The sequence below is a fragment of the Rhodopila sp. genome, assembly GCF_965277825.1.
Lineage (GTDB): Bacteria > Pseudomonadota > Alphaproteobacteria > Acetobacterales > Acetobacteraceae > Rhodopila.
The window spans coordinates 120,088-145,606 of record NZ_OZ255846.1; the positions used below are offsets into that span (position 1 = coordinate 120,088).

General features: G+C 65.1%; 23 protein-coding genes and 1 tRNA gene. 10 read left to right on the forward strand and 14 right to left on the reverse strand.

Translation table 11 applies throughout. From position 1 onward, the window contains the following. Window positions 1-28: 28 nt before the first annotated feature. Together trpB and trpA are read left to right on the forward strand one after the other, a co-directional pair. Complete coding sequence (gene trpB, locus ACQY4T_RS01105) at window positions 29-1,249, forward strand: tryptophan synthase subunit beta (RefSeq protein WP_428536475.1); 1,221 nt, start codon at window positions 29-31, stop codon at window positions 1,247-1,249. A gap of 13 nt (window positions 1,250-1,262) precedes the next feature. Next, window positions 1,263-2,084, forward strand: a complete 822-nt coding sequence (gene trpA, locus ACQY4T_RS01110; RefSeq protein ID WP_428536477.1) for a tryptophan synthase subunit alpha — start codon at window positions 1,263-1,265, stop codon at window positions 2,082-2,084. Between the two features lie 26 nt (window positions 2,085-2,110). Here the strand turns inward: trpA and ACQY4T_RS01115 are convergent, their stop codons facing one another. After that, on the reverse strand, window positions 2,111-2,500 hold the full coding sequence (locus tag ACQY4T_RS01115; RefSeq protein WP_428536479.1) for a hypothetical protein: 390 nt from the start codon (window positions 2,498-2,500) through the stop codon (window positions 2,111-2,113). A gap of 116 nt (window positions 2,501-2,616) precedes the next feature. On the opposite strand from ACQY4T_RS01115, the gene accD reads away from it, so the two are divergent. Genes accD through ACQY4T_RS01130 form a run of 3 tightly spaced genes read left to right on the forward strand, consistent with a single transcriptional unit; the run spans window position 2,617 to window position 6,726 of the window. Further along, window positions 2,617-3,483: an acetyl-CoA carboxylase, carboxyltransferase subunit beta gene (gene accD / locus ACQY4T_RS01120; RefSeq protein WP_428536481.1), complete on the forward strand. Its 867-nt coding sequence runs from the start codon at window positions 2,617-2,619 to the stop codon at window positions 3,481-3,483. Then, window positions 3,480-4,736, forward strand: a complete 1,257-nt coding sequence (locus tag ACQY4T_RS01125) for a bifunctional folylpolyglutamate synthase/dihydrofolate synthase (RefSeq protein WP_428536483.1) — start codon at window positions 3,480-3,482, stop codon at window positions 4,734-4,736. The genes accD and ACQY4T_RS01125 overlap by 4 nt, the downstream gene beginning before the upstream one ends. Window positions 4,737-4,749: 13 nt before the next feature. Then, window positions 4,750-6,726 (forward strand): glycosyltransferase family 61 protein, encoded by a 1,977-nt coding sequence (locus ACQY4T_RS01130; protein ID WP_428536485.1) that lies wholly within the window; start codon window positions 4,750-4,752, stop codon window positions 6,724-6,726. A gap of 37 nt (window positions 6,727-6,763) precedes the next feature. Here ACQY4T_RS01130 and ACQY4T_RS01135 read toward each other — a convergent pair whose 3' ends face one another. From ACQY4T_RS01135 to ACQY4T_RS01160, 6 genes are all read right to left on the reverse strand, one after another. Further along, on the reverse strand, window positions 6,764-8,089 hold the full coding sequence (locus ACQY4T_RS01135; protein WP_428536487.1) for a cytosine deaminase: 1,326 nt from the start codon (window positions 8,087-8,089) through the stop codon (window positions 6,764-6,766). Window positions 8,090-8,148: 59 nt separating this feature from the next. After that, window positions 8,149-8,853 (reverse strand): aspartate/glutamate racemase family protein, encoded by a 705-nt coding sequence (locus ACQY4T_RS01140; protein ID WP_428536489.1) that lies wholly within the window; start codon window positions 8,851-8,853, stop codon window positions 8,149-8,151. A 3-nt stretch (window positions 8,854-8,856) separates the two neighbouring features. Further along, on the reverse strand, window positions 8,857-9,312 hold the full coding sequence (locus ACQY4T_RS01145; protein WP_428536491.1) for a YaiI/YqxD family protein: 456 nt from the start codon (window positions 9,310-9,312) through the stop codon (window positions 8,857-8,859). A gap of 34 nt (window positions 9,313-9,346) precedes the next feature. Next, window positions 9,347-10,576 carry a DEAD/DEAH box helicase gene (locus tag ACQY4T_RS01150; RefSeq protein WP_428536493.1) on the reverse strand — a complete coding sequence of 410 codons (1,230 nt, stop codon included), beginning with the start codon at window positions 10,574-10,576 and terminating at the stop codon, window positions 9,347-9,349. A 258-nt stretch (window positions 10,577-10,834) separates the two neighbouring features. Further along, window positions 10,835-11,362, reverse strand: coding sequence for a hypothetical protein (locus tag ACQY4T_RS01155; protein ID WP_428536495.1), 528 nt, complete (start codon window positions 11,360-11,362; stop codon window positions 10,835-10,837). An 87-nt stretch (window positions 11,363-11,449) separates the two neighbouring features. After that, on the reverse strand, window positions 11,450-12,448 hold the full coding sequence (locus ACQY4T_RS01160) for an N-carbamoyl-D-amino-acid hydrolase (protein WP_428536497.1): 999 nt from the start codon (window positions 12,446-12,448) through the stop codon (window positions 11,450-11,452). A 141-nt stretch (window positions 12,449-12,589) separates the two neighbouring features. Between ACQY4T_RS01160 and ACQY4T_RS01165 the strand changes: the two genes are divergently transcribed. The 3 genes from ACQY4T_RS01165 to ACQY4T_RS01175 all read left to right on the forward strand — a co-directional run bounded on the left by ACQY4T_RS01165 (window position 12,590) and on the right by ACQY4T_RS01175 (window position 16,178). Then, window positions 12,590-14,089: an MmgE/PrpD family protein gene (locus ACQY4T_RS01165; RefSeq protein ID WP_428536499.1), complete on the forward strand. Its 1,500-nt coding sequence runs from the start codon at window positions 12,590-12,592 to the stop codon at window positions 14,087-14,089. An 11-nt stretch (window positions 14,090-14,100) separates the two neighbouring features. Further along, window positions 14,101-15,255: a bifunctional 2-methylcitrate synthase/citrate synthase gene (prpC, locus tag ACQY4T_RS01170; RefSeq protein ID WP_428536501.1), complete on the forward strand. Its 1,155-nt coding sequence runs from the start codon at window positions 14,101-14,103 to the stop codon at window positions 15,253-15,255. A gap of 428 nt (window positions 15,256-15,683) precedes the next feature. After that, window positions 15,684-16,178, forward strand: coding sequence for a hypothetical protein (locus tag ACQY4T_RS01175; RefSeq protein WP_428536503.1), 495 nt, complete (start codon window positions 15,684-15,686; stop codon window positions 16,176-16,178). 130 nt (window positions 16,179-16,308) lie between these two features. Here the strand turns inward: ACQY4T_RS01175 and ACQY4T_RS01180 are convergent, their stop codons facing one another. The 3 genes from ACQY4T_RS01180 to ACQY4T_RS01190 form a co-directional block, all read right to left on the reverse strand. After that, complete coding sequence (locus ACQY4T_RS01180) at window positions 16,309-16,947, reverse strand: aldolase (RefSeq protein WP_428536505.1); 639 nt, start codon at window positions 16,945-16,947, stop codon at window positions 16,309-16,311. A 4-nt stretch (window positions 16,948-16,951) separates the two neighbouring features. Further along, window positions 16,952-18,241 (reverse strand): 3-oxo-tetronate kinase, encoded by a 1,290-nt coding sequence (gene otnK / locus ACQY4T_RS01185; RefSeq protein WP_428536507.1) that lies wholly within the window; start codon window positions 18,239-18,241, stop codon window positions 16,952-16,954. A gap of 86 nt (window positions 18,242-18,327) precedes the next feature. Continuing rightward, entirely contained in the window at window positions 18,328-19,341 is a 1,014-nt protein-coding gene (locus tag ACQY4T_RS01190; RefSeq protein WP_428536509.1) for a glycosyltransferase family 4 protein, read from the reverse strand. A 161-nt stretch (window positions 19,342-19,502) separates the two neighbouring features. Between ACQY4T_RS01190 and ACQY4T_RS01195 the strand changes: the two genes are divergently transcribed. Both ACQY4T_RS01195 and ACQY4T_RS01200 read left to right on the forward strand, forming a co-directional pair. Beyond that, window positions 19,503-20,909, forward strand: a complete 1,407-nt coding sequence (locus ACQY4T_RS01195) for a dipeptidase (protein ID WP_428536511.1) — start codon at window positions 19,503-19,505, stop codon at window positions 20,907-20,909. Window positions 20,910-21,033: 124 nt separating this feature from the next. Beyond that, window positions 21,034-22,485, forward strand: a complete 1,452-nt coding sequence (locus tag ACQY4T_RS01200; protein WP_428536513.1) for an ATP-binding protein — start codon at window positions 21,034-21,036, stop codon at window positions 22,483-22,485. A 60-nt stretch (window positions 22,486-22,545) separates the two neighbouring features. Here the strand turns inward: ACQY4T_RS01200 and ACQY4T_RS01205 are convergent. The 4 genes from ACQY4T_RS01205 to dapB all read right to left on the reverse strand — a co-directional run bounded on the left by ACQY4T_RS01205 (window position 22,546) and on the right by dapB (window position 25,479). Beyond that, window positions 22,546-22,621: transfer RNA gene (locus ACQY4T_RS01205), tRNA-Ala, on the reverse strand. A gap of 79 nt (window positions 22,622-22,700) precedes the next feature. After that, window positions 22,701-23,432, reverse strand: a complete 732-nt coding sequence (gene trmB / locus ACQY4T_RS01210) for a tRNA (guanine(46)-N(7))-methyltransferase TrmB (RefSeq protein ID WP_428536515.1) — start codon at window positions 23,430-23,432, stop codon at window positions 22,701-22,703. Beyond that, the gene (metK, locus tag ACQY4T_RS01215; protein WP_428536517.1) at window positions 23,381-24,568 is read right to left on the reverse strand and encodes a methionine adenosyltransferase; all 1,188 of its coding nucleotides are present in this window, start codon (window positions 24,566-24,568) and stop codon (window positions 23,381-23,383) included. Before metK ends, trmB begins: the two co-directional genes overlap by 52 nt. Before the next feature lie 110 nt (window positions 24,569-24,678). Beyond that, complete coding sequence (gene dapB, locus ACQY4T_RS01220; RefSeq protein ID WP_428536519.1) at window positions 24,679-25,479, reverse strand: 4-hydroxy-tetrahydrodipicolinate reductase; 801 nt, start codon at window positions 25,477-25,479, stop codon at window positions 24,679-24,681. Window positions 25,480-25,519 lie beyond the last annotated feature (40 nt).

Below are 25,519 nucleotides of genomic sequence, written 5' to 3' on the forward strand. Positions count from 1 at the left end.
GCGCAGCCCGAAAGGAGGGCGAGAGTCTTTGAACACTCCACCCGGCGTCAACAGCCTGCGAACCGGCCCGAACGAACGGGGCCGGTTCGGCGAATTCGGCGGCCGCTTCGTCGCCGAAACCTTGATGCCACTGATCCTGGAGGTCGAGCGCGCCTATAACCAGGCCAAAGCCGACCCCGCCTTTGACACTGACCTGAAGCATCACCTGGAACACTATGTCGGCCGGCCAAGCCCGCTTTGGTATGCCGAACGGCTGACCAGGCAGCTCGGCGGCGCAAAGATCTACTTCAAGCGCGATGAACTGAACCACACCGGCAGCCACAAGGCCAATAACTGCATGGGTCAGATCCTGTTGGCCCGGCGGATGGGGAAAACCCGCATCATCGCCGAGACCGGCGCCGGCCAGCACGGCGTTGCTACCGCCACGATGTGTGCGTTGTTCGGACTGCCCTGCACCATCTACATGGGCGCCACCGACGTCGAGCGCCAATCGCCGAACGTCTTCCGCATGAAGCTGCTGGGCGCCGAGGTGAAACCGGTTACCTCCGGCGCCGGCACGCTGAAGGACGCCATGAACGAGGCGATGCGCGATTGGGTGGCCAACGTCGCCGACACCTACTATCTCATCGGCACCGTCGCCGGGCCGCACCCCTATCCGATGATGGTGCGCGACTTCCAGTCGGTGATCGGCGAGGAGGCGAAGGCGCAACTGCAGCAGGCCGAGGGCCGGTTGCCCGACGCCGCGGTGGCGTGCATCGGCGGTGGGTCTAACGCCATGGGGCTGTTTCACCCGTTCCTCGACGACACGACGGTCCGCCTGATCGGCGTCGAGGCCGGTGGTCATGGCGTCGACACCGGCCAGCACGCAGCCAGCCTGACCGGCGGACGCCCCGGCGTGCTGCACGGCAACCGCACCTATCTGCTACAGGACGACGACGGACAGATCATCGAGGCCCACAGCATCAGTGCCGGCCTCGATTACCCGGGCATCGGGCCCGAACATGCCTGGCTGCACGATATCGGCCGTGTCGAGTATGTCTCCGCCACCGATCAGGAAGCGCTCAGCGCATTCCAGCTCTGCACCCGGACCGAGGGGATCATCCCCGCGCTGGAACCGGCGCACGCACTGGCTCACGTGATCAAGCTGGCACCGACACTGGATCCGGACAAAATCATCCTGATGAATCTCTGCGGCCGCGGCGACAAGGATATCTTCGCCGTCGCGGAGCATCTTGGTGTGAAGCTGTGAGAAGAGCGCGGCCGTGAGTCGCATCGCCGCCCGGTTCGCCGACCTCAAACGCCAGGGCCGCGGCGCGTTGATCCCGTTCCTGGAGGCCTGGGACCCCGACCAGGCAACCTCGATGGCGTTGTTGCGCGGGATGCCGGACGCGGGCGCCGACCTGATCGAAATCGGCATGCCGTTCACCGACCCGATGGCCGACGGTCCGATCGTCCAGGCGGCTGGAAAAAGAGGCCTCGCAGCCGGGGTGAAGCTGGCCGACGTATTGGCGATGGTGCGCGATTTTCGGCTGACCGATGCGGCAACCCCGGTCGTGCTGATGGGGTATCTGAACCCGATCCTGTCGTACGATCCGCGGCGTTTCTGCGTCGATGCGGCGGCCAGCGGCGTGGATGGGTTGATCATCGTCGATCTGCCGACCGAGGAGGCCGATGTGTTGCTGCCGCACAGCAACGCCAACGGGCTGGATTTTATCCGCCTGGTCGCACCGACCACTGACGATCAGCGCTTGCCGCATGTGCTGACCGATAGTTCCGGTTTCGTCTATTACGTCGCCATCACCGGCATCACCGGCACCCGCAGCGCCACCACCGAACATCTGCAAGCGGCGATCCCGCGTCTCAGGCGAGTGACCGATCTACCGATCGCGATCGGGTTCGGCGTGCGAACGCCGGAACAGGCCGGCACCGCATCTCGCATCGCCGATGCGGCGGTTGTGGCCTCGGCTCTGATCGAGGCCTTGTCGGCCGATCTCGACACTGACGGCAAGGCGCGTCCCGGCGCGGTGGAAAGAGTGCTGGACCAGGTCCGTGCCCTGGCGGCGGCGGTCCGGCGCCGGGATTGAGTGACCCGGGATCGGACCCGTTCGTCCTATTCGTATTGCTCACCGTCGTATCGGACAAACCCCATCGGCCGGTGGGTAAAGTGCAGCACCGGAAGACCCTCGTTATCCTGTCCCGGTTCGGCCTGATCCGCTGGTATGAACAGCCCTTGCAATTCGACCGGCTTGCCCACCTCGAAAGGGATATCGGTGCCGATGCCGCCATCGGTCACTCGGATGGCCACAAACACGTTGCCTGAGTAATCCGCGCCATCGTCCAATGCCTGTAAATCGTCGATCCAGAGATGCTGGTGTTCGGCGCCGTCGTGCGATGCCCGATCCGGAAACAGCCTCGACACCGTTGCCTCGACATGTCGCTTTTCGCCGCGCCCGGACCCGTCTGGGTTTTGCAGGCCGATGTTTCGATAATGCCGAGCCATGACGCATCTCCGTGAACGAGGCTAGGACAAGGTATCAGACCTCCCGCGTCCGGCGCATGTGAAGCCCCGGTGACGCAGGCTTGCCGGATCCTCGATCCGGAGCTATCGACGCCCGTATGAGCTGGCTCACCGAATACGTCCGACCCAAGATTCGTACGCTGTTCACCCGGTCTTCGGTGCCCGAAAACCTGTGGCACCAGTGTCCCGCCTGCCAGCAGATGATCTTCCATCGCGACCTCGCGGCCAATCTGAAGGTGTGTCCGCATTGCGGCCACCACATGCGCGCCTCCTCCACCGAACGGCTGAACTGGACCTTTGACGAGAACGCCTTCACCAGCATCGAATTGCCCAAGCCGGTCGCCGACCCGCTGCGCTTCCGCGATACCAAGCGTTACCCCGATCGCCTGAAGGAGGCCCGCGACAAGAGCCATACCGACGATGCCATCACCGTCGCCCACGGCATGATCGAGGGTCACAAAGCCGTGGTCGCGGTGATGGACTTCGACTTCATCGCCGGGTCCATGGGCGCCGCGGTCGGTGACGCCATCGTCGCGGCCGCCCGCCTGGCCGTGCTTCAGCAATCAGCGCTGATCGTGTTCACCGCCTCGGGCGGCGCGCGGATGCAGGAAGGCGCGATCAGCCTGATGCAGATGCCGCGCACCGTCATCGCCACCCGACTGGTCAAGGACGCCGGCCTGCCGTTCATCGTCGTCCTGACTGATCCCACCACCGGCGGCGTCACCGCGTCCTTCGCCATGCTTGGCGATATCCAGATCGCCGAACCCGGCGCCTTGATCGGTTTCGCCGGTGCCCGCGTGATCGAGCAGACCGTGCGCGAAAAACTCCCCGACGGCTTCCAGCGCGCGGAATACCTGCTGGAGCATGGCATCATCGACATGGTGGTGAAGCGCACCGACATGCGCACGACGCTTGGCCGGATCATCGGGCTGTTGACCCAAAGGGAGGACCTGGCCGCCGCGTGACCGACGCAATCGAGCAGATCGCGGCGCGCCTCGAGCGCCTGCATCCCAGGCTGATCGACCTCAGCCTCGACCGGCTCCGCGGCCTGCTCGTTCGGCTCGACCATCCGGAACGGCGCCTGCCCCCGGTGATCCATGTCGCCGGCACCAACGGCAAAGGCAGTACCTGCGCCTTCATCCGGGCGATGGCCGAGGCCGCCGGGCTTCGCGTCCACGTCTATACATCGCCCCACCTGATGCGCTTCAACGAACGCATCCGCGTTGCCGGCGCGCTGGTCGGGGACGATGAACTGCTCGCCGCGATGCAGCGCATCGAACGCATCAACGATGCCGCCCCGATCACCGTGTTCGAGGTCATCACCGCCGCCGCCTTCGACCTGTTCGCCGCCACGCCGGCCGATCTGTGCGTGCTTGAAGTCGGCCTTGGCGGGCGCGGCGACGCCACCAACGTGATCGACGCCCCGGCGGCCTGCGCGATCACCTCGATCTCGCTCGATCATCGCGAACTGCTTGGCCCCTCGGTCGAGATCATCGCGGCTGAGAAGGCCGGTATCATGAAGCCGGGCACTGCGGTGGCGATCGGCTCGCAACCACCGGAGGTCCGGCGCGTCCTGCTGGATCACGCCGCCGCGCTCCGGGTGCCGGTCAAACTGCGCGGCCGAGACTGGGATCTGGCCCCGACCGTAAACGGTTTTCGCTATGTCGACGGCTCGGGCAGCTTCGAAGCACCGGCACCTTCATTGCCGGGCCTGTTTCAGCGCGACAATGCCGGCATAGCGATTGCCGCCTTGCGTATCGCCGCCGTGCCGCACGAAGCCGCGGGTCTGGCACACGCCGAATGGGCCGCCCGCCTGCAACGCCTGCACGGACGTCTCGCCAGGCTACTGCCATCCGACTGGGAGCTCTGGCTCGACGGTGGTCACAATCCCGGCGCCGGTGCCGTGCTGGCCGAACACCTTCATGGCTGGGCCGATCGTCCAGTGCATCTGGTCGTCGGTATGAAACAGGCGAAGGATTCAACCGAATTCCTTCGCCCGCTGATACCGGCGGCAGACACGGTCTGGGCAGTCCGCGAACCGGATCAGCACGCCGCCTTATCCGTCGAGGCCATAATCGCGGCATCCGGGGGTGCCGCTCGGAGCGGACCCCGGGTCGAGGATGCTCTGCATGCGATACCGCGCACTGCTAGACCTGCCCGCGTGCTGATCTGCGGCAGCCTCTATTTGGCTGGCGAGGTGTTGAAGCTGGACCGCTAGAAGATCCGACCGGGTGGCGCTATCCAAGGCTGCAATGTCAGGCACCGGAACGTCCGAACAGACCCGTCAATCGCTGGAAGCTGCGGCGGCCAAAGCCGAGGTTTTCGAACCAACCTGCCTGTTCCACGGCCGGTCTGAGATCGCTCTGGGCGAGGCGCTCACGCGGCATCCGGTCAGCCTCAATTTCTATGCGCTCGGCGCCACCACCGCGGTGCGGAGCCATACTCTCGAAAACGTCGTCTTGGATACAGACTCACTCATCCTGTTCAAGGACGGTCAGGCGATCGCCGAGACGGTATATTTCGAGCCGGCGGGTGCGGCCCGGCAGCTTTCCGGAAACCTTGCACTGACCTCGCTGCCGGACGACGAGGATCTTATCTTTGGCTACAACAACGCGCACCTGGGTTATCAGCACTGGCTGACCCAGTGTCTTCCGGCGATCGACTGGTCGTTGCGGCGAAAACGAGCACGCGGTGTACGTCTGATCCTGCCGAGACTGGCACCCTGGCAGGAAGAAACTCTCGCTGCCTTGGGTCTGGACCGCATCCCTCGGCTGACGCCGGAAGCGAACACCCGCTACCATCTGCCGCGTGTCGAGTATTCGGACTTTCTGATCGGGGCCACCAGTTTCGCGATCTGCATGAGCGGGCTGGAGACCGCGAAACGGCTTGCCAAAGCCATGCCGTGCCTCGCATCGGATGACAAGGTGCTCTACATCGATGAGGTCAATCCATATTATGGATCGATCCGCAACGAAGGCAATGTGATCGATCTGTTGCGCAGGCGCGGCGTCACCATCGTCGAGCGTACGCGCCTGTCGACCGCTGAACGCATCAACCTGTTCCGCCACGCCGACGCGATCATCGGCCCACTGGGCCACGGGCTGACCGACGTACTGTTCTGCCGCCCCGGCACGCTGCTCTGGGAATGGATGCCGCGGCACCATCAGAATGCATCGTTCAATCGTCTCGCTCAGGCGGCGCAGGTTGATTACTGGGGCGACATGTTTGAGACCGTCGCCGAACCCTCCAGTCCCGGACAGTGGGAAATCGATCTCGATCTGGTCGAACAGCGGCTGAAGGTGCTTTCCACCCGCCTCGCCCATCGCGCAGCCGCCGTGGCGACAACCGCGGATAGCGTGGCCATCGCCACACGCAGCATCAGCAGCCGCCCCGTCAGGGAGTTGATGGCGGGTTTCGAAAGCCTCGGCGACAACTGTGAATTTGGCCTGGTCCAGCAACAGGCCGGGGTCGCATCGGCCGGTCTTCTACGATTCAACGGTTTCCATGTTGCATCGGAATTTCGTCTGGAAAAGCTGGTGGCGGCGTTGCACAGCAGGTTTGAGGGGCTTGGTGCACCCGGCACGATCACCGTGTCTCCAGAGGGTGCACCGGGCCAGCGTGAACTGATCGTGCACGATTCTGCGTTTGGCTTGTTGTGTCATTCCGGCACGCAAGAGGGCCAGCTTGACCCCGAGGTGCGGATCGAACGGGCGGCGAAGGTTCTAGGCTTTCTTCGTCGGCGCCTGCTGGAGGACCTGGCGACGGGGCACAAGATTTGGGTCTGGAAGTCGCAGGGCAAGACGCGGCGCGAGGAAATCCAGCCATTGCTGCAGACGCTGCGCCAACTGGGTCCGAACTCCCTGCTTTGGGTCGTGGAAGCCGACGACGACCATCCGGCCGGGTCGATCGAGCCACTCGAGTCCGACCTGATCAAGGGTTACGTCGATCACTTCGCGCCCTACAAAGGCGTCGCCAATATCCACTCCGCGTCCTGGTTCGAAGTGTGCTGGCGCGCCGATGAATTCTGTCACCCGGATCGACCGGCGCCTGAACCGGGGCCCGAAGCCGAATACCAACCACCGCCGCCCCCGCCGACGGCGATGGAGTTTCTGGCCCGCAATCCACCGCCCACACCTTTGGCGACGCCCGCCGTGAAGCCGCGACCGGCCGCTGGGTCAGTGATCGGGCGATGGTTGCGCCGGCCGTAAGTTCTTGTTGCCGTTGTGCGCAATGGACCGAGCCAGATCATGCCACGGCCAATGCCTGGTCGAGCTCCCGAAAGTCCGGAAGTGAAACGTTCAGCGGCTTGCCCGCGCGCAGGATTGCCCGGTCCGATTGCGGCCGCGCCAGCAGTTCGGTCATCGACCGCGCTCGGAACAGCACCAGATCGGCCGGCGCGCCGACCGCGATACGTCCTCGGTCGGTGAAGCGACAAGACGCAGCGGGCGTGGCGGTCACCGAGGCGGCCCACGACCCGAACGGATGATCGAGTTGCGCGATGCGCACCGCTTCGCGATAAACCTCCATCATGTCGTAATCGCCGTAGGCATAAAACGGATCACGGCAATTGTCGGAGGCAAACGACACCGGTACCCCGGCGGAACCGAATTCGTGCACCATGGTGATGCCGCGCCAGCGCGGCGTGCGGTCGGCTTGCCGGCCTTGCAGATACATATTGCACATCGGCAGGTTGATCACATGCAGGCCGGCATCGGCGCACAATCCGATCGTAGCCCGAGCCTCTGCCTCTGTCTGGACCGACAAGGAGCAGACATGGCCGACCTGGATCGGTGCCTTGAAGCCCCGCCGCACAGCGGTGCGGGCGACAGCATCCAGGGCCCGCGACGACGCGTCGCCGGTCTCGTCCAGATGCAGGTCGAGTGACAGTCCGCGTTGTTCGGCCAGCAAGAAGAAGCGGTCCAGCGAGGCCTGAAATTCCGGCGATGACGCGCGACCGTCCTCGCCGGTGGTGGTCATTCCAAGAATGCCTTGGGAATCAGCGACCTCATCGGCCAGGGCCACACCATCGTCGCCGGCGAATCGCTCCAGCGGACAGATCGACACCGCTTGCAGGTCGATGCGTCCGGCCCACGCCTCGCGCAGGCGGCGGAACACCGCCCAATGCGCGCGAGCATCCGGCCAATAGCTGTCCAGATGGGTGCGGATCGCGGCGGTGCCGTGCGACAGCGCGCAGCGCAGGCCGAAGTCGAAGCGCGGCTCGATGTCGCTTTCGCTATAGTATCCGCGGCGGTCAGCGGTCACCGCGCTCCTGGCACCGGCATGGGTGCCGTCCGGATTGGGTTGCCGCGGCCAGGTCTGCGTCTTGTCCAGATGCACATGCCCATCGACGAAGCACGGCCAGACCTGGCCTCGGTCCAGGTCGATGCCGCCGGGCGCGGTTCCGGCGCCGGCAATGGCCGCGATGCGGCCAGCGGTTATGCGCAGGTCAAGCCGAACCAGCCCCTCGACGTCCGCAGGTTCCGGCACGCCGGCAAGCACCGCGGCCGGGACCTGAACGTTCCGTAGCCAGATATCGGGCGGCAGGGTGGTGGGAAACCAGGACGGGTTCATGTTGGCATCCGATACTTGGCATCCGAATGGTGGGTCATGCGACCAGACTCGCCGGTCTGTTAACCGAGCGCCCAGGCGATCGAGGCGCGGGCGAGTGCGTCGATCGTGTCGACCACCGGGACCTGAAGTGCATCGGCGGGGCCGGCCTGAATGCCAAGCGGAATTTCGGTGCAGCCCAGTACCACCGCCGTCGCACCTCGCGCGGCGAGGCTGTTCACCACCTCGGCCAACGGTGCGTAGGCTTCCGCGACCCGGTTTGCCTTGACCGATGCGATCGCCGGAGTCACCAGGCGACCCATTTGGTCGGGTTCGGGTTCGACGACCTGCCAGCCCTCGGCTTCCAGGCGATCCTGATAAAGCCGCATGGCAAGCGTCGCGGCTGTGCCCATCAGACCGATACGACCGCGCCTGACGCCGATGCGCCGGAGCTCGGCGGCGGCGGCGTCCACGATGTGCAGGATCGGCATCTCGACGGCGCGGATCATCGGGTCGAACCAGCCATGCGCGGTGTTGCATGGTATGGCGATCGCACCGCAGCCGGCGGCTTTCAGGCCGTTGATGCCGCGCAGTAGCCAGGGCAGCGGATCCGATCCCGTCCCCAGGCTCGCGGCGGTTCGATCCGGAACGCGCGGGTCCGACCAGAGCACGGTGGGGATGTGGTCTTGATCCCGCTCAGCCGGGGTCAGCAGGGTCAGCCGCAGCATGAAATGGGCGCTGGCCAGGGGACCCATGCCGCCCAATACGCCAAGCACCTTGTCGGTCATGCTTCAGCCTCGCTGCGCCGCGCGGACCAGTGTATCGAGCTCGCTGAGGAAGCGCGAGCGGTGCTGCTTGGTAAGCGTGGCCGGCCCCCCGGTCGCGACCCCCATTTCGCGCAGATATCGGCCGACCTCGCGGCCAGCCAGGGCATTGCCTATGTTGTCGTGTGTCCAGACCTTGGCGTTTGGTGCCAGCGCCCGGCCGCCTTTGGCCAGACAGCGCGACGCCAGGGGGATATCGCTGGTGATGCAGACATCCGCCTTGGTCACGCGGTCGGCGATCCAGTCGTCGGCGACGTCTGCTCCTGCCTCGACCGTGATCATGCTGACGTTGGGCCGCCCGGTGGGGCGGATTGGACGGGAACCGTTGGCCACCACGAAGACCTTCAGGCCCAGGCGGTCCGCGACGCGATAGACTTCGTCGCGGACCGGGCAGGCGTCGCCGTCGATGTAGAGGATGGTCATTCCGCGCGAATCGCGCCGCAACGGTCGCCACAGATCATGCGGCGGAGCGCATGCCCCGGTTGCCGCGGTCGTTGTAGCGACGACGCTGCGCCTGGCCGGGAGCAGGCCGCTTTGGCTGGTGCGTCATCGGCGCTGGCGCGTCGCCGACCACCGCGATCGAAACGTTCATCTGGCGCTCGATCTGACGCAGGATGCCACGCTCCGACGGATCGCAGAACGAGATCGCCACCCCGGCGGCTCCGGCGCGCGCGGTGCGGCCGATGCGGTGGACGTAGCTTTCGGGCTCCGCCGGCAGGTCGAAGTTGATGACGTGGGAGATCCCGGTCACATCGATCCCGCGGGCGGCAATGTCGGTCGCCACCAGAACCCGAGCGCGGCCGATGCGGAACTCTCGCAGGGCCTTTTCACGCTGCGGCTGGCTCTTGTTGCCATGGATGGCGTTGACCTGGATGCCGGCATTTTCCAGCACCCCGGCCACCTTGTTGGCACCGTGCTTGGTCCGGGTAAACACGATGACCCGGTTGAAAGCATCATCCCGCAGCATCGAAAGCAGCAAAGACTGCTTGCCGCTCTGCGCCAGGTGATGGACGAACTGGTCGATCTTCGGCGTGGTCTCCTCCCGGCGGGCGATTTCCACCCGGATCGGCTCACGCAGCAGGCTGTTCGCCAGGCTGCTCACCTCGGCCGGCATCGTGGCCGAAAACAGGCAGGATTGGCGGCGCGGCGGCAGTGCGGCGACGATCCGGCGGATGTCCTTGATGAAGCCGAGGTCGAGCATCCGGTCGGCCTCGTCCAGCACGAAGTGGGTGACGGCCCCAAGCTGCAGCTCACGGGTCTGCATCAGGTCGCACACCCGTCCCGGCGTGCCGATGACAATGTCGGCGCCACGACGCATGGCCTCGACCTGCTTGAAGCGGCTGGCTCCGCCGATGATGACGGCGGTGCGCAGACGCAAATTGATGGCCAGCGCGCGGACGGTTTCGTCGATCTGCAGTGCCAGTTCGCGCGTCGGAGCCAGGATCAGGGCGCGGGCAACGAATGGCGCCGGACGGATCTGCTGGGCCGCCAGATGCTGCAGGATCGGCAGGGTGAAGGCAGCGGTCTTGCCGCTGCCGGTTTGGGCGATACCAAGCAAATCCTTGCTCGCCAGCAGCGGCGGGATCGAATCAGCCTGGATCGGCGTTGGCGCTTGGAACTTGCGCGTTTCAAGGGCGCGCAGAAGCGGCTCGGACAGGCCGAGGGCCGTGAAGCTAGCTTGGGTCAAGACGTGGTTATGCTCCAGCGCTCGCCACGATGTGTGGACCAATAAGCGCCTGAAAGTTCGTCGCCCCGCGCGATTAAATGGGGACGAATGGTTTTCGGATGAAATTTTCCGGAACTTCGGCCGAGGAGAACCACGCCCGTTAATCACGCAATCACGGAAACACCAGTGCTATATCGGCCAGAGGTTCCCAGATTGCAAGGTCTTTGTGCAGGTGCGTTGTGACGCCGCCGGGTCTCTGCTCGGTCGCCAAGCAACGAATCATGACCCTGAGCGCCGCGTCACGGTCCACACCGTGATGTCCCAGGAATTATGGATGCCGACGATCAGCAACAGCCCGACCGCCACTGCCAGCGCAGTGCATCCCTGGCCCGACCGCAGCATCAGGCTGGCGCCTGATGCTGTCTCCAGCAGGTATCCGATGATCGGCATCACCAAGTACCAGGTCCGATCTTCCAGATCGATCTTGGCGAGCAAGTCGCTGCGCATCGAATCGCGCCACGACAGGCCGCAATGAGCCAGGCCGACCATTCCGCACGCCATGATCGCCGCGCCGAGCAGGAGCCAACTTTGCAGCGGTGATAGCAGCACCAGGCAGGCAACGAGCACGCTGCTGAAGTTAAATACGCTGGCCGACAGGAACACCCGCAACGGCGCCGGACGATCCGTGGTGAACACGCCGGAGGCGACCGAGGCGGCAACAAACAGCAAGCCGACCATGGTGGCGGACGCGGTGCCCGCCAGCGTGTAGAAATCGTGCCATGGTTCCAGAGCGTCGGTCAGCCGCATGACGTGGCGCCCTGCATGACAATCCCGCCTTCAATGATGGTCAATCTCGATACCGGGCCGCGGCAGTATCCATATGAAGGTCCGCGGTCATCGGCGAGCCGCCGGCTCGTTCCACACCGATGGCGCCGTCGCACCGACCTGGCCGGTGATGCGCCCATAGGCTTCAGGGCGGCGGTGCTTGTCGAAGGCGAAGATCGTCGTGCGGCCCAGCGTACACATATCCAGGTCGCAGTCGGCGGTGATCAGTTCGTCGTCCCAACTGGTGGCCATGGCGATGATTTCACCCTGCGGGTTGACGATGATCGAATGTCCGAACAATTCGCAGCCGTCCTCCACGCCCGCCTTGGCGGTGGCGACCGCGAAGCACGCGTTCTGGTAGCACCCGGCCTGGATCGATAGATGCGAGTGGAATACCCGCAGGTGATGCGCCTCGAAGCCCGCGGCATCCATGTTCAGGCTTGGGGTGTTGTAGCCCAGCGCGACCAATTCGACGCTTTGCAGACCGAGCACCCGCCATGCCTCGGGCCAGCGGCGGTCGTTGCAGATCATCATGCCCATGTTGATCCCCTCCTGGCTGCCCATCGGTGCGCGGATCACCGGGAAGCCCAGGTTGCCGACCTCGAAGTAACGCTTCTCCAGGTGTTGCACGACCCGCTTCGGATCGTACTCGGCATGTCCAGGCAGATGGACCTTTCGATATTTCAGCAGTACGTCGCCCGACGGCCCGACCAGGATCGAGGTATTGAAGCGCCGCTTGCGCAAGGTGCCGGTCTCGTTCGCTTCGTGCGCGATCTCGGCATAGCCGAGGTGAAAGCCGATGCCATAACGGCGCGCCGCATCGAACAGCGGCGCCGTCTCGTTCGATGGCATCGCCGTCTCGAACCAGCCATCGGCTTCGGCGATGTCCTCGTGATAGTGGCGTGGGAAGAACGTGGTCAATGCCAGTTCCGGAAACACGATCAGCTCGACGCCACGTTGATGCGCCCGTTCCAGCAGCCGAACCATGCGCGCGACGGCGACCGACCGCGGTTCGGCTTGCTGGATCGGCCCCAACTGGGCGGCCGCGACGGTAATGATGCGGGACAACGAAACCCTCCTTCGGATGATTCCGCCACGATGCCACGATCGGCCGGTGGCGCAATCGCCCACGCTTGCCGTGCCGCTTTGGCGACACTACCAAGCACGAGGATGGCCTGGCTCGCAGGCCAGGCTTGGAGGAGGAACACCATGATCGACTACGACGTGAGGGTCAGCCCATCGAAGGCGGGCCTGAAACGTGACGACCAGCTCGCGTGGAAGATCGCCGGCGTTGCCGCCGACAGGGTCGCGGTACCCAAGGACGTGGCGGCAATGATCGTCAACCGGGTCATCGACAATGCCTCGGTGGCGATCGCCTCGGCCAACCGCCGCAGCATCGTCTCGGCGCGCGACATGGCACTGGCGCGGCCGAACCGGAATGGCGCATCGGTGTTCGGTGTCCCGGTAAGCAAGCGCGTCAGCCCCGAATGGGCCGCCTGGGCCAATGGCGTGGCGGTGCGCGAGCTCGATATGCACGACACCTTCCTCGCCGCCGATTACTCCCATCCCGGCGACAACATTCCGCCCATCCTCGCGGTGGCGCAGAGCACGGAGAAATCCGGCCGCGAGCTGGTCCGCGGCATCGCCACGGGATACGAGATCCAGATCGACCTGGTGCGCGCGGTCTGCCTGCACGAGCACAAGATCGATCACATTGCCCATCTGTGCCCGGCACAGGCGGCCGGCATCGGGACGCTGCTGGGACTGAAGCAGGACATCATCTATCAGGCGGTGCAGCAGGCGGTGCATGTCAGCTTCACCACGCGCCAGTCGCGCAAGGGCGAGATCAGTTCCTGGAAGGCCTATGCGCCGGCACATTCCGGCAAACTGGCGATCGAGGCGGTGGATCGGGTGATGCGCGGCGAGGGCGCGCCAAGCCCGATCTACGAAGGCGAGGACAGTGTGCTGGCCTGGATGCTGGATGGTCCGCAGGCGCATTACGTGGTGCCGCTGCCGGCACCGGGTGAGGCGAAGCGCGCGATCCTCGACAGCTATACCAAGGAGCACAGCGCCGAGTATCAATCGCAGGCGCTGATCGACCTCGCGTTCCGCATGCGCGGGCAGATCGGCAAGCTCGATGACATCGAGAAGATCGTCATCCACACCAGCCACCACACCCACAACGTGATCGGCACCGGCGCCAACGATCCGCAGAAGATGGACCCGAAGGCGACCCGCGAGACTTTGGACCATTCGATCATGTATATCTTTGCCGTCGCCCTGCAGGACGGTGGATGGCACCACGTCGACAGCTATGCGCCGAAACGCGCGGCCCGAGCGGACACCGTGCGGTTGTGGCACAAGATTGAAACGACGGAAGACGCGGAATGGACCCGCCGCTATCGCGCGACCGATCCGAACGAGCTGTCATTCGGTGGCCGCGTCGAGATCTTCCTGCGCGACGGCAGCAAACTGGAAGACGAGATGGCGGTGGCCAACGCTCACCCGCTTGGTGCCAAGCCGTTTGGCCGCGATGACTATATCCGGAAGTTCCAGATCCTGACCGACGGCATCATCACCGCGCGCGAATCGAACCGCTTCCTGGAAGCGGCGCAGGAACTGCCCCGGATGCCCGCGGGTGATCTGCACCGCTTGAACGTGGCCCTGCCCACGGGCACGTTGGTCGTCGGCAAGCCTGGTATTCTCTGAAGGAGGAACGCATGAGCGAGACCACTTCCCTGCCCAACCGCGCCAAGAAAGGCGTCGGCCTGTCCGGCGTCAACGCCGGCAACACCGCATTATGCACCGTCGGACGCTCCGGCAACGACCTGCACTATCGCGGTTACGACATCCTCGACGTCGCCGACGCCTGCGAGTTCGAGGAGATCGCCTATCTATTGGTCCACGGCGGACTGCCGACGCACGCCGAACTCGCCACCTACAAGGCAAAGTTGCGCGCCTACCGCGGTTTGCCGATGGCGGTGAAACACGCACTCGAAGCATTGCCCGCCGCGTCCCACCCGATGGACGTTATGCGCACCGGCGTCTCCGCACTGGGCTGCGCGCTGCCCGAGAAGGACGATCAAAATCCGCCCGGCGCACGCGACATCGCCGACCGCTTGATGGCCTGTCTCGGATCGATGCTGCTGTACTGGTTCCATTACGCCCATAACGGCCGGCGCATCGAGGTCGAAACCGACGACGACTCCATTGGCGGCCATTTCCTGCATCTGCTGCACGGCAAGCCGCCGCCTGAGATGATGGTGCGCGCCATGCACACCTCGCTGATCCTTTATGCCGAACACGAGTTCAACGCATCGACCTTCACCTGCCGCGTCGTCGCCGGCACCGGCGCCGACATGTACTCCGCCATCGTCGCCGGCATCGGCGCGCTGCGCGGACCGAAACACGGCGGCGCCAACGAAGTCTCCTTCGAGACGCAGAACCGCTACGCATCGCCGGACGAAGCCGAAGCCGATATCCGCAAGCGCATCGAGGCCAAGCAGGTGGTGATCGGCTTCGGCCACGCCGTCTACACGATCGCCGATCCAAGAAATAAGGTGATCAAGGAAGTCGCCCGCAGGCTGTCACAGCAAGCCGGCTCAATGAAGATGTTCGAAATCGCCGACCGCATCGAGGCAACGATGTGGGACGCCAAGAAGATGTTCGCAAACCTCGATTGGTTCTCCGCCATCAGCTACCACATGATGGGTGTGCCAATGTCGATGTTCACCCCGCTGTTCGTCATCTCGCGTACGTCGGGATGGGCCGCGCACGTGATGGAACAGCGCATCGACAACAAGCTGATCCGTCCCACCGCGAACTACACCGGACCCGAGAATCTGAAATTCGTGCCGATCGATCAGCGCGGCTGATCCGAAGTTTTATCGTGTCGTTCGGAACCGCCGCGACAGTGCTGTCGCGGCGGTTAACTTTTTCCATTCGTCCCTGAAACGCTACGCACGAAAACTTTTTTCATAAATTTACCGGCGACATGTTGCTTTTCGTTGACATGTGTGGCCTGCGCGATGAATAGCGGAATCCGTGTTCGCGAATCGATTCGCATGCTGTGCTGCTTTTCGATGCGCGGGGACGTTTAACAGAAGGACGGTCGATGGGCCGCGACCTTGGAAAGCCGAAGAAGACTCAAGTAAGCCTCGGGATGGTTGCCGGTGTGGCACACGCGTCAGCCGGTTTGCCGATGAAACAAAATTCACCAGCGCCTACATAACCATGCGTCCCGAACAACGGCTTCGTCCAAAGCGCACGAACAGAGACGGCACGTTTAGCAAGGAGAGTGCAAGTGACTGACGATACGACGATTGAGGCCCGACGCGCCAAAGCGACGGGCGCCAAGGCGATGGCGATGAAGGCCGCGACCAAGAAGGCAGCGGTGAAAAAGCCGGCGGCAAAGACGGCCGCGGCGAAGAAATCCGCTGCCAAGACCGCTCCGAGAAAGGCTGCCGCCAAGACCGCGCCGAAGAAGGCTGTCGCAAAGGCCGCACCGAAGAAGGCAGCGGTGAAAAAGTCCGCCGCCAAGACGGCGCCGAAAAAGGCTGCTGCCAAGGCTGCTCCGAAAAAGACCGCCGCCAAGAAGGCTGCTGCGAAGAAGGCCGCGCCGAAGAAGGCAACTGCCAAGGCTGCCCCGAAGACGGTCTTGAAGAAGGCCGCTGCCAAGGCCACGCCGAAAAAGGTGGTGACCAAGAAGATGGCGCCCAGGAAGGGCTCGAAGGTGATGCCCGCGTCAACCCCCGCGCCGTTCGCGACCCCGTTCGCGGCGAGTGAATCCAAGGAGTAATCCACGCGACGATCTTGGAGGAAAGAGGCGCCAATGGCGCCTTTTTCTTTGCTGGTTTGAGACTGCGGCGCCTCGACCTCGCAGCCAGGCAAGGCGGCCTGAACGTTCCGTCCAAGCTTGCAATCATGCGCTACCCGAACGTCGTCAGCAGATCGTCCACCTGCGGCTCCGTCAACATACGCGGCGATTGCCCCCGCAGCAGCAGGAACAGCTTCGCGGCCTCCTCGAGTTCCTCGGCGGCGTAGACCGCATCGGTCAATGTCTTGCCGGAAACCACCGGTCCGTGATTGGCCAGCAGGACGGCGCGAGCATCGCGTGCCGCCGCGTTGATCGCCGGCTCCATCGCGGGGTCGCCGGGCCGGTAGTATGGGATGATCGGCATGCGCCGGCCCACCCGCATGACAAAATAGGGTGTCAACGGAAGCATCGGGTTCGATTGATCCACGTCCGGCAGGCACGAGACTGCCGTAGCCTGCGTCGAATGCAGATGCACCACCGCGCCCGCGTCGTCGCGTGCCTGGTAGAATGCGCGGTGCATGAACACTTCCTTCGACGGCTTGTCGCCCGCGACATGCTTGAACGCGGGATCCAGCTTTGACAGACGGCCAGGATCGAGTCTTCCTAGACTCGAATTCGTCTGTGTCATCAGGTAGCCATCCGACAGGCGCACGCTGATGTTGCCGGCGCTGCCGACAGAGAAACCGCGCGCAAACAGACTGCCGGCGAGTTCGCAGAGCAGACCACGCATGTCCTGTTCATTGGTCGGCATGCGATCAGGCTTCCAGCACGCGGAATGCTTTCAAGAAGAAATCGGACGCGCCGAAATTCCCCGACTTCAGCGCCAGCATCAGGCCAGGTCCACTGCCGCCGGTCGCCGTCTTGCCGGCTTCGGCGAATGTCCAGGGCACACCCGGATCGATTTCCGTCCCGATGCGCATGCTTCGCACGCCAAGCCGCCGCACGACCGCGCCAGAGGTCTCGCCGCCCGCCACAACGAACTTGCGCACCCCCCGAACGAGCAGGCCCTCGGCGATTTTGGCGACCGCGTTCTCGATCAATGCGCCGGCCTGGTCGCGGCCGAGGCGAGACTGCAGCGCCGCCACTTTGTCAGGCGGCGCGGAGGCCGCGATGACCACCGGCTTGTGGCCGATCTTGTCGGCTGCCCATGCCAGGGCTGCCTCGCTCAAGGCCGCCGCGTCCGGCGTCGCCAATGCATCCAGTTCGAACGTCGGCAGATGGGAACGCGCGTAACCAAGCTGCGCCAGGGTTGTTCGTGAGCACGATCCGGCGATGACCGCGCAGGCACCCTCGATCGGTGGCAGGACACCCGGATCGGTCGTCCGCGAAAGCAGTCCGGCGCGACGGAAGTTTTCCGGCAACGCCATCGCCACGCCAGAACCGCCGGTGATCAGCGCGTGGTTCGCCGCGGCCTCGCCGATCGCCGCCAGATGCGCGTCGGTGATCGCATCGACGATGGCGTAGCGACGCCCGCGCTCCTTCAATTGCGTCATCGCATCGCGGATCGCGTTCGCCCCCCGATCGACCGCGGCGAACGCGACCAGGCCGACCGTGCCCTCGGTCTGACGCGATAGCACGCGCACCAGGTTGGCGTCGGTCATCGGGGTCAGCGGATGGTGCTCCATGCCGCTCTCGTTCAGCAGGCTGCCGCCGACAAACAGATGGCCCTGGTAAACCGTGCGGGCGTTGGTCGGGAACGCCGGGCAGGCCAATGCGAAACCGCAGCCAAGTGCGGCGATCAGCGCGTCCGCGACCGGACCGATGTTGCCCTGATCGGTGCTGTCGAAGGTGGAGCAATACTTGAAGAAGAACTGGCGCGCACCCGCTGCTTGCAGCCAGCGCAGCGCCGCAAGGCTCTCCTCCACTGCCTGCGCAGTCGGCGCGGTGCGGGACTTGAGCGCCACGACGACGGCATCGGCGTCGGGCGTCGGCAGCTCCGGTTCCGGAACGCCGATCAACTGCACGGTTCGCATGCCGCCGCGTACCAGCATCGAGCACAGGTCGGTGGCACCCGTGAAATCGTCAGCGATCGCACCTAACAGCATTGTCCGGTCTCCCTGTGTTGCGCGTCGACGCGCAGGATCGTACCCAGCTGCTCTCACAATGACGCGTCGTTATCGGCGCTGTCGATCTAACCGGCGAGTATCGCCGCGAGGTGGGCCGCCTGTTCGTTCCAGGACGGCAGCGTCCGCCCGGAGAGCCATGCGACCTCCGCCATGTCGCGCCGTAACGGTTGGTCGAAGATCAGTCGGCGCAGCGCCTTGGAAAATTGTTCGACGTCACCGGGGGCGCACACCACACCGGCCTCGGGTCGTACCATGGTGGGCACGGCTCCAACGCTGCTCGCCGCGACCGGCAGACCGCGTCGAAGTGCCTCGGCGATCGCCACGCCGTAGCCCTCGAAATACGAGGTCAAGGCGAACAGGTCGGCTCCCATCCATAGCGCATCGGTCGCCTCGTCGACGAAGCGCACGCGACGCGCAATCCTTAGCTGCTCGGCCAGGGCAGACAGACCGTTTGCATGCACCGGATCGCGCTCCGGGGATCCGGCGATGGTCAGTTGCCAGTCGAGGTCGAACAACCGGCTGAGCGCGCGCAATAATACGTCGTGACCCTTGCGCGGAATGAGCGCCCCGACCGACAGGATCTGGCAGTCGGGCCCGTCCGAACCAGGGCAGCGAGGCAGGTCATCGATGCCGGGAATGACCGCGGTGATGCGATCCGGCGGCGGCCCGAACTCCTGGATCAGCCGTTCGGCGGTCTGCTGGCTCGTCACCACGAAGCGCGGCATGTCACGGAACATCTCCACCTCGGTGGCGCGCAGTCGCCGCACCGTGTCGTCCGGCAGGCCGGTCTCCAGCGAGGCGGGATGGTGGATCAGCGCGGTCACCCGGTGCAGCGGCAGGCCGGCGAAAGCCGGCAGCGCCAGTCCATCGATCAGCCGCGCTGCGTCGGCCGGCAACCCCGACCACACGGTCCTGGCGGCATAGATCGCGGCCTGGTCGGGGTCGGGCAGGCGGCCATCGAGTTCGACGACGTGGACATCGTGTCCCGAGGCACGCAGACCGTCCGCCATGCGGCGATCGTAGGTGTGGCCCCCGGACACCGTTGCCAGCGGGCCCGGGACGATCAGGCAAATATCCATGGGCGTGCGTTCTAGCAGGTTCCGCGGCGGCGTCAGGATAGCGATTTTTTCGCCGGAAGCATTATCTGGTTCGGGCCTTGCGGGCAGCCCGGTCCGCGGCGGAAGGATGATGGGTGGACCCGGATCGGTTAGTGGTAGAACTTTGCAATGCGGAGATGTTCATGCCGGCTCCAAGCCAATCGACCCTCGCCGCCGTGCTGAACCATGTCGATGCCAGCCTGCCCGCATCGCGCGCCAACCTGTTCGATCTGTTGCGCATCAAATCGATCAGCGCCCAACCGGCGCACGCGGCGGACTGCGTCAAGGCGGCGGAATGGTGGCGCGGCCAGTTGACGGGGCTGGGATTCGAGGCCTCGGTGCGGCCGACCGCCGGCCACCCGGTTGTCGTTGCCCACGTCGCGGGCGCGGCCGACTACAAGGGTCCGCACATCCTGTTCTACGGGCACTACGACGTGCAGCCGGTCGATCCGGTTTCGCTGTGGCACAGCGATCCGTTCGATCCGCAATACGTCCACGGCCCGCGCGGCAAGCGCTTCGTCGCTCGTGGCGCGGTCGACGACAAAGGTCAGACCTTGATGTTCCTGGAAGCGCTGCGCGCGTGGCACGCCGCCGGCGGCGGCATCCCGGCGCGCATCACCGTGCTGATCGAGGGCGAGGAAGAAGTTGGCTCAATCAACCTCGAGCCTTTCCTGCGGGATCACAAGGCGGATCTGGCCGCCGATCTCGCGCTGATCAGCGACACCGGGATGTGGGATGTTGATACACCGGCCATCACCACGCGGCTGCGCGGAATGACCTATGCCGAGGTGACGCTGAAAGCGGCGAAGCGCGACCTGCACTCAGGCTTGTACGGAGGCTCCGCGCTGAACCCGATCAATGCGCTGACCAGGATACTCGGCGATCTGCAGGACGAGAATGGCCGCATCCAGCTTCCGGGTTTCTACGACAAGGTCGCGCCGGTGAGTAACTCGCAGCGGGCGCAGTGGGACGCGCTGGGCTTCGACGAGGCAGCGTTCCTCGGCGGCATCGGCCTGACGACGCCGGCGGGGGAGCGCGGCTACGCGCCGCTGGAGCGGCTTTGGGCACGCCCGACCGCGGACATCAACGGCATCTGGGGCGGCTACACCGGGGCCGGCAGCAAGACGGTGATCGCCTCGGAAGCGTCGGCGAAAGTATCGTTCCGTCTGGTGCCGAACCAGGACCCCGACGAGGTGATGGCGCAGTTCAAGCGCTTCGTCACCGATCGGTTGCCACCCGATGCGACAGCCAGCTTCGCCGATTTTTCCCGCGCCCCGGGGATCGAGGTGAACGTGGACAGCCCCTACGTCCGAGCCGCCCTGGATGCCCTGGGCGACGAATACGGCAAGCCGGCACTGCTGATGGGCAGCGGCGGGTCGATCCCGGTGGTGACGTCGCTGCGCTCGATCCTCGGGGTGGACTCCTTGCTGATGGGCTTCGGGCTGGACGACGACCAGGTGCACAGCCCGAACGAGAAATTCGAGGAGGCCTGTTTCCATCATGGCATCCGCTCACATGTGCGGCTGTTGGCGAAGTTTGCGGGCGGCTGATCAGCAAACCCGTCCGCGACCCCCCACGAACAACACAAGACTGTGATATGCAGTCCGCTGTTCCTGCTTGCGCAGCGGGTTGGCGGCGGTTCCTAACCCATCCAGTCGCGGGCGGGTGGTGCCGATGCTGACGGAACAGGATGCGGGGCTGGTCGAGTATGAGAGATTGCGATCGGTGTTCGAGCATGCACCGGTCACGCTGTCCGTCACCGTCGTCAATTCGATCCTGACCGGGTTTGTCCTCGCACCGCTCGATGGCACCCGGCTGACACTCGCCTGGGTGGCGTCGGTCGTCGCCGTCTCCGCGCTGCGCTGGATCCGCGGCCGAACCTTCCTCGGGCTTCGCTCCGAGGCAATGGCGCCGGTTCGGTGGGCGGCATTCAGCGTCCTCGGGTCGCTGCTGACAGGCGTGCTGTGGGGGTTCTGCGCGACGGCGATGTTCCCCGCCGAGGGATCGCACCAGCTTTTCCTGGCCCTGGTGATCGGCGGCATGTGCTCCGGTGCCGTCGCGGTCAACGCTGGCCATCTACCCACCGTCCTGGCCTTCGTCGTGCCTGCCAGCCTGCCGCTGGCGGCGAGCTTCTTCGCCGAGGGCGCCGCGTGGCGGGTCTCGGCGCTGATGATTGTGCTGTTCGCCGCGGCGTTGTCCGGCATCAGCCTGGCCGCGCATCGCAAGTTTGGCGAGCGTATCCGCCTGCGCATCGCGCTGAGCCACGAACAGCGCAAATTGACCGAGATCAACCAACGGCTGCTGCAGGAAATCGCCCAGCGCCGGACCGCCGAAGCAACCCTGCACCAGGCGCAGAAGATGGAAGCGATCGGTCATCTTACCGGCGGAATAGCGCATGATTTCAACAATCTGCTGCAGGTGATGATCGGCAACATGCATATGATCCGACGGCTCGGTGCGGACAATCCCAGGATCGTCAAATACGCCGACGCGGCGGAGCAGGCCGCCACAAGAGGCTCGCAATTGACCGGCAGTCTACTGACCTTCGCCCGGCGCCAGACCCTGGAAGCGAGATCGGTCGATATCAACGCGCTGCTGCGGGAGTTCGAACCGATACTGCTGCGAACGGTTGTCGCGAGGGTGCAGTTCGAGATGGTGCTCGCGGCGGATCTGCCGTTGTGCCACGCCGATCCAGCGCATTTTCAATCAGCTGTGCTGAACCTGGTGATCAATGCCTGCGACGCGATGCCTGAAGGCGGTGCCCTGTCCGTCACCACCGACGTTGCGGAATTGGCACCGGCTGACCTGGCCGGCAACGACGATGCCGCTCCCGGCCGGTTCGTCAGCCTTTCGGTGCGCGACACCGGTTTCGGCATGACTCCAGAGGTCATGACACGCGTTTTCGAGCCGTTTTTCACCACCAAGGAAGTGGGCAAAGGCAGCGGCCTCGGGTTGTCGCAGATTTATGGTTTCGCTCGTCAGTCGGGTGGCCATGTTCGGCTGCTCAGCACGCCGGGCGTGGGAACCCAGGCAGTACTGTGGCTACCGGTCTCAGCGCCGGAAGCTATCGCAGGCGGCCTGGGCGACAAGCACCACCAGATCGCGGTCAACGAATCCCAGCGATGAGGCCTGAGCGATGAGGTTCTGCGCAGCGATCGCCCGCGCCGGACCGTGTTGCCTGAACCATGGTGGAGCCGAGGGGAATCGAACCCCTGACCTCCTGAATGCCATTCAGGCGCTCTCCCAACTGAGCTACGGCCCCGACCGGTGAGGCAGGCGGTATAACCACGTCGTTCCGCCGGATCAAGGGCAGGGTCGAGCGAACATCGGCGAATGACTCCCTACCGCTCGACCTCAAACGATGACCCGCCGAGCCGCCGAAACGACCAATACAGCGGCTGGCGACCGGCCCGCATCGCCTTCGCCTCATATCGGGTCGGCGGCCAGGCCGCCGGTCGTGTCGTCGCCGGTGTCGCCCTCGCGAACAGCGTCTGCGCTGCCATGACCTCGCCCAGCCAGGTCTGATAGGTGGGATCATCGCTCGCCACCCGCCATTCCGCGTTCGGTTTCAGCACCCGCGCCAGCAGCGGCAGCACCGCCGGATGCACGAAACGGCGCTTGACATGCCTGGCCTTCGGCCAAGGATCGGGAAACAGCAGGAACAGCCGGTCCAGACAACGATCCGGCAGGCTGCGCAGCAACACCCGCGCGTCCTCGGTCCATAGCAGCAGATTGGGCGGCAGCGGGGCCTCGGCTTCGCCGCCTTCCGGGACCAGCGCCGACAGCAACGAGCAGATGCCGTTCTGGAAAACCTCGCAGGCGATCAGCGTCGCCTCGGGATGCGCGCGGACCTGCGCCAGCGCGTGCTCCCCACCACCGAAGCCAACCTCCAGCCACAGCGGACCCGCCGGCAGCGTTCCGGTCAATGCCAGCCGAGGCAGAGTCACATCCAGCAGGTATTGCTGCCGACGGCGAAGCGTGTGACCGCGCGCCCTTCCGTATAAGCGATCCGGCGGCGGCTTTACCGCCCCAACGCTGCCTTCAGCGCCGGCACCAGATCGGTCTTTTCCCACGTGAAGGTGCCCCTCGCCTCGTCCGGTTCGCGCCCGAAATGCCCATAGGCCGAGGTCGGAACATAGATCGGACGGTTCAGATGCAAATGCTCGCGGATACCGCGCGGCGACAGGTTCATCAGGTCGCGCAGCGTCTTTTCCAGGCGGATTTCATCGACGTCCCGGCCGGTGCCCTGCAGGTCGACATAGACTGACAGCGGACGCGCAACGCCGATCGCGTAGCTGATCTGCAAGGTGCAACGATCAGCAAGGTCCGCCGCGACAACGTTCTTCGCCAGATAGCGGCATGCGTAGGCCGCCGACCGATCGACCTTTGTCGGGTCCTTGCCGCTGAACGCGCCGCCGCCGTGAGGCGAGGCGCCACCGTAGGTATCGACGATGATCTTCCGACCGGTCAGGCCACAATCTCCGTCCGGACCGCCGATCACGAAATTGCCGGTCGGGTTGACGTGGAATTCTTCCTCGGAACACATCCACCCCTTCGGCAGTATGCCTTCCACCAGCGGCCACAGCATTCGCTTGATCTCGGCCTGCTCAAGCCCGTCTTCATGCTGCGTCGACACCACCACCGAAGTGGCGCCGACCGGCTTGCCATCGACATAGCGCAGCGTGACCTGGCTCTTGGCATCCGGCAACAGGCCCTTCGCCGCAAGATCGCCGGCCTTCCGCAGATCGCGCATGGTGCGCAGGATCTCGTGCGAATAATACAGCGGCGCGGGCATCAACGTCGCGGTTTCGCGGCAGGCATAACCGAACATGATGCCCTGGTCGCCGGCGCCCTCGTCCTTGTTGCCGGCGCTGTCGACGCCCTGGGCGATGTCGGAGGATTGCGAGTGCAAGTGCACCGCGACACCCGCGGTCGCCCAGTGGAACCCGTCCTGCTCGTAGCCGATGTCGCGGATCGCCATGCGGGTCAGGTGGGTCAGCAATTCCGGCGTTACCGTCTCCGGACCGCGGGTTTCGCCGGCCAGGATGACGCGGTTTGTGGTGACCAGCGTCTCGCAGGCAACCCGCGAGTAGGGATCGGCTGCCAGAAACGCGTCCAGGACGGTGTCGCTGATCCTGTCGGCGACCTTGTCGGGATGGCCCTCGGACACCGACTCCGAGGTAAACAGATACTCGCCCGTGTCCCGCATGCGTGAACTCTCGCCTCGCTATAGGTTGCGGCCTGCCAAACGGCGGCGTTCGCAGGATGCCAGAGTGGCCGGCCAAGGTGGCGGGTGTGTGGCGGAATCCGCCATCAGGGTCAAGTTGGCCCGGATCGTTGCTCCTCGGAGCGTGGCTGGGCCACGCGTTGGCCCATGCCCAATACGTCCATCATGGAATACAGCCCGGGCGGTTGCGACACCGCCCACAACGCCGCGCGAATCGCTCCCGTCGCAAACGTGCGCCGGTCGAAGGCGCGATGGGTCAGCACGATGTGCTCGCTGCCGGCGGCGAAGATCAGGCTGTGCTCGCCGACCACCTGGCCGCCACGCAGCGCGGCAAACCCGATCGTGCCGGTCCTGCGCGCTCCGGTGTGGCCGTCACGGCCGCTTGACATGACGTCGTCCAGGCGCACGCCGCGGCCCTTGGCGACCGCGCGCCCCAAGCCGACAGCGGTGCCGGACGGCGCGTCGACTTTCTGGCGGTGATGCATCTCGACAATCTCGGCATCGTAGGCCTCGCTCGGCAACGCCGCACCCATCCGTTCGGCAAGCGCCAGCACCAGATTGACGCCGGCCGAGAAGTTCGCGGCATAGACCACCGGAATGCGTGCAGCGGCTTGCTCGACGACGGCTTCGTCACCCGCGGACAGGCCGGATGTGCCGAGGATCCAGGCTTTGCCCGCCGCCACCATGATCCGCGCGTTGCTCCGGGCCGCGGCGGCATTGGTGAAGTCGACGACAGTGTCGGCCGCGGCGGCGAGGGCGGCCAGATCGGCGAACCGCCCGGTCCCACCCCGGCCCAACCCGCCGATCAGGGTCGCACCCGCGGCGGGCACTTCCTCGGCCAGCAGTTGGCCCATCCGACCGGTGATCCCGGCGATACCGATACGTGTGCTCATGGTTCCTCCCGCGCCGTTTCGGTGCTGCGATCGGTGACGC

What these genes read in the sequence shown, in the direction of transcription:
- ACQY4T_RS01115 (WP_428536479.1), bottom strand. Translation starts at nt 2,500, where the DNA reads ATGGCTCGGCATTATCGAAACATCGGCCTGCAAAACCCAGACGGGTCC.
- accD (WP_428536481.1), top strand. Translation starts at nt 2,617, where the DNA reads ATGAGCTGGCTCACCGAATACGTCCGACCCAAGATTCGTACGCTGTTC.
- ACQY4T_RS01135 (WP_428536487.1), bottom strand. Translation starts at nt 8,089, where the DNA reads ATGAACCCGTCCTGGTTTCCCACCACCCTGCCGCCCGATATCTGGCTA.
- ACQY4T_RS01140 (WP_428536489.1), bottom strand. Translation starts at nt 8,853, where the DNA reads ATGACCGACAAGGTGCTTGGCGTATTGGGCGGCATGGGTCCCCTGGCC.
- ACQY4T_RS01145 (WP_428536491.1), bottom strand. Translation starts at nt 9,312, where the DNA reads ATGACCATCCTCTACATCGACGGCGACGCCTGCCCGGTCCGCGACGAA.
- ACQY4T_RS01155 (WP_428536495.1), bottom strand. Translation starts at nt 11,362, where the DNA reads ATGCGGCTGACCGACGCTCTGGAACCATGGCACGATTTCTACACGCTG.
- ACQY4T_RS01165 (WP_428536499.1), top strand. Translation starts at nt 12,590, where the DNA reads ATGATCGACTACGACGTGAGGGTCAGCCCATCGAAGGCGGGCCTGAAA.
- prpC (WP_428536501.1), top strand. Translation starts at nt 14,101, where the DNA reads ATGAGCGAGACCACTTCCCTGCCCAACCGCGCCAAGAAAGGCGTCGGC.
- ACQY4T_RS01180 (WP_428536505.1), bottom strand. Translation starts at nt 16,947, where the DNA reads ATGCCGACCAATGAACAGGACATGCGTGGTCTGCTCTGCGAACTCGCC.
- otnK (WP_428536507.1), bottom strand. Translation starts at nt 18,241, where the DNA reads ATGCTGTTAGGTGCGATCGCTGACGATTTCACGGGTGCCACCGACCTG.
- ACQY4T_RS01190 (WP_428536509.1), bottom strand. Translation starts at nt 19,341, where the DNA reads ATGGATATTTGCCTGATCGTCCCGGGCCCGCTGGCAACGGTGTCCGGG.
- ACQY4T_RS01195 (WP_428536511.1), top strand. Translation starts at nt 19,503, where the DNA reads ATGCCGGCTCCAAGCCAATCGACCCTCGCCGCCGTGCTGAACCATGTC.
- ACQY4T_RS01200 (WP_428536513.1), top strand. Translation starts at nt 21,034, where the DNA reads ATGCTGACGGAACAGGATGCGGGGCTGGTCGAGTATGAGAGATTGCGA.
- metK (WP_428536517.1), bottom strand. Translation starts at nt 24,568, where the DNA reads ATGCGGGACACGGGCGAGTATCTGTTTACCTCGGAGTCGGTGTCCGAG.
- dapB (WP_428536519.1), bottom strand. Translation starts at nt 25,479, where the DNA reads ATGAGCACACGTATCGGTATCGCCGGGATCACCGGTCGGATGGGCCAA.